The 2,808-nt window shown below is 64.4% G+C and carries 4 protein-coding genes; 2 read left to right on the top strand and 2 right to left on the bottom strand.

Going from position 1 to position 2,808, the window contains the following annotated elements:
- Window positions 1-1,181: thiamine pyrophosphate-dependent enzyme (locus tag VGI62_RS09545; RefSeq protein ID WP_331504246.1), on the bottom strand; the 1,181-nt coding region annotated here is incomplete at its 3' end.
- A complete protein-coding gene (locus VGI62_RS09540) occupies window positions 1,181-1,801 on the bottom strand; it encodes a hypothetical protein (RefSeq protein ID WP_331504245.1) in 621 nt (206 codons plus the stop codon). The genes VGI62_RS09540 and VGI62_RS09545, both read right to left, overlap by 1 nt.
- Window positions 1,802-1,905: 104 nt before the next feature.
- Here VGI62_RS09540 and VGI62_RS09535 point away from each other — a divergent pair, with 104 nt between their 5' ends.
- Together VGI62_RS09535 and VGI62_RS09530 are read left to right on the top strand one after the other, a co-directional pair.
- Entirely contained in the window at window positions 1,906-2,406 is a 501-nt protein-coding gene (locus tag VGI62_RS09535; protein WP_331504244.1) for an Lrp/AsnC family transcriptional regulator, read from the top strand.
- Window positions 2,407-2,592: 186 nt separating this feature from the next.
- Window positions 2,593-2,808: acyl-CoA dehydrogenase family protein (locus VGI62_RS09530; RefSeq protein ID WP_331504243.1), on the top strand; the 216-nt coding region annotated here is incomplete at its 3' end.

The following is a 2,808-nucleotide window of genomic DNA, read 5'->3' as shown; positions in this document are numbered from 1 at the left end:
TTGAAGACGCCTTCGAACATTTCGCGCACGCTGGGCTTGGACTTTCCAAGGCAGCCCACGGCCTCGCCCTCCTTCACCGCCGCACGGACGGCTTCGGCAAGCTCGGTCTGCAGAGCCTGGTGGCGCGGCTCGTCCCATTCGCCCAGCGCAATCAGGTGCTGTTTCAGGCGTTCCACCGGATCGCCCAGCGGCCATTTCGCCGCCTCGCCCGCCGGGCGGTACTTGCTGGGATCGTCACTCGTCGAGTGGCCGCCGGCCCGATAGGTGAAGAGCTCGATCAGCGTCGCGCCACGATTGCTTCGCGCGCGCTCAGCCGCCCATTCGGTCGCCGCCCAGATCGCCAGGAAGTCGTTGCCGTCAACCCGAAGACCCGGCAGGCCGTAGGCGAGCGCCTTGGCCGCGAAGGTCGTCGCCTCCGCGCCGGCGATGCCGGAGAAGCTGGATATGGCCCATTGGTTGTTAGTGACGCACAGGATCACCGGGGCGCGATAGACGCTGGCGAAAGTGAGCGCCTCGTGGAAGTCGCCTTCCGCCGTCGTCCCCTCGCCGATGTAGCCGATGGCGAGCTTGTCATCGCCCTTGAACGCCGAGGCCATGGCCCATCCGACCGCGGCGCCGAAACGGCTGCCGACGTTGCCGGACAGCGAATAGAAGCCGTACTGGCGGGCCGAATAGAGGATCGGCAATTGTCGTCCCTTGAGCGGATCCTCAGCGTTGGAGAAGATCTGGTTCACCAGGTCGATCAGCGGGTAATTCCGCGCCATAAGCCAGCTGAGCATCCGATAGGTCGGGAACGCCATGTCGTCGCGACCCAGCACCATTGACTGGCAAGCGCCGATCGCCTCCTCGCCTTCCGACTTCATGTAGAAACTGGTCTTGCCCTGGCGGTGGAGCTTGAAGAGGCGGTCATCGAAGGCGCGGGTGAGCAGCATGGCGCGAAGGCCCTCGAGCATGCGTCCGGCGCTGAGCTTTGGATTCCAGGGTCCAACGGCGCGTCCCTCGTCATCGAGGACGCGGATCAGGCTGTAGGGCAGGTCCCGCAGCTCGGACTCAGGCGCCGACATATCGGGCCGGCGAACAGACCCCGCCGGCGGAATCTCCAGATGGTCGAACGTCGGTTCATCGCCGGGGCGGCCCGCCGGTGTCGGTATGTGCAGTTGGAGCTTAGGGGCGTTGGTCATCAGATTGCGATCCTGGGCGCTGCGAACCTATCGGACCGCTTTTCCATCCATGCGTCGGCCGCACTCTTGCGATGCTGGGAGGCGAAGAGATTCCCCGCCGTCAGGCGCTCGGCCATATCATCATCGACCTGCGCTGCGCCGAGGACGACCATATCCGCCGGGCGCAGTCCAAATGCGCCGTCGAGCGCCTGCAGGCGCTCAACCAGTGACGCGCAATCGCCGGCCCCGGGCGAGAGAGACGGCGGCTGATCCCCGAACTCATCCCGCGTGACCAGTGTCCTGCAGCTTTGTTCGCCATCCAGCAGGAGGTAACCAAGGAAGCTGCGGAAAGGATTGCGGCGGCCGGCCAGTGTGGTCCCGACCACGGCGGCCAGTCGCGGCGCGGGCGGCGGCTTGACGCCGGGAAGTTGGAGGATTCGCCCAAGCAGGGGCCGCAAGCTCGACAGCCGTTCCGGAATACGCCGAGCCCGGCCCGTCCTCGGCAGGGCCCAAAAGCCCTCCCCGCCGGCGAGCCGTGGCCCCCAAGCGGTCAGCCCGCCGGCGACGTGGCGCAGCACCCCTTGATCTTCATCCACCAGCGCCCAGCCGGATTGCTCCGGGTCGAACCCCACCAACTGCACCTCAGGACTCCGAGCCGGCCACCGATGCGCATCAGGCTAGGGCCAAGAGGGGACTTGGTTCGGGCGTTCTTCGGTTATTGTGGAGGCCTCGCGCATAGCTCAATATGGCGAAGAGGTGCTTTGTGGATAATTCTAACCCCGACCTGGACGAGATCGATTTGCGCATCCTGGATGCGCTGCAGAAAGATTCCTCTCTCTCCACGGGCGACCTCGCCGAAGTGGTCGGGCTGTCGCAATCTCCCTGCTGGCGACGTCTGTCACGGCTTAGGGAGGCGGGATATATCCGCGCCCAGGTGGCGCTCCTGGATGCCGAGAAACTCGGCATCAACACGATGGTCTTCGCAAGCGTTCGACTGTCCGCGCACGGTCGCGCCAATCTCACGGAGTTCTCGTCGGCGATCCGAAGATTTCCAGAAGTGGTTGAATGCCATGCAATTATGGGATCTTTCGACTTCCTGTTGCGGATCGTCACGCGCGACGTGCGAGCCTATGAACAGTTCGTGTTTGGCCGCCTATCAACCCTTCCCACAGTGCAGGAAATCAACTCCACGATGACCTTGTCCGAGATCAAATCCACCACCGCCTTGCCCCTCCGGTCGCGCTGAGGCAGGCCGCGAGATGAGATCGACGCGCTGTGCAGGGCATAGTCGTCCCTCGGCGCCCCGAGAACCTCATCTCGGACGACTTAAACAATCCAACATTCGTCGTTTTGCGCTGTTGAAGTTCCCAAGGATTCGGCCGATCTCTAGGCAACGGGAGGACGTTGTCAGACTTCCTGAAGGGATAGTTTGATGGCGCCACAACTCGAATTCAGCCTCGGCGAGACGGCCGACGCGATCCGCGAAACCACCGCCCGTTTCGCGGCTGACAGGATCGCCCCGATCGCGGCGCGGATCGACGAGACCAACAGCTTCCCGCGCGAACTCTGGCCGCAGATGGGCGCGCTCGGCCTGCATGGCGTCACCGTCGAGGAGGCCTATGGCGGCCTGGGCCTGGGCTATCTGGAG

Origin of the sequence: Phenylobacterium sp., assembly GCF_036495085.1 — a bacterium.
Taxonomy (GTDB): domain Bacteria; phylum Pseudomonadota; class Alphaproteobacteria; order Caulobacterales; family Caulobacteraceae; genus Phenylobacterium.
This window is presented reverse-complemented; position numbering and strand designations above follow the sequence as displayed.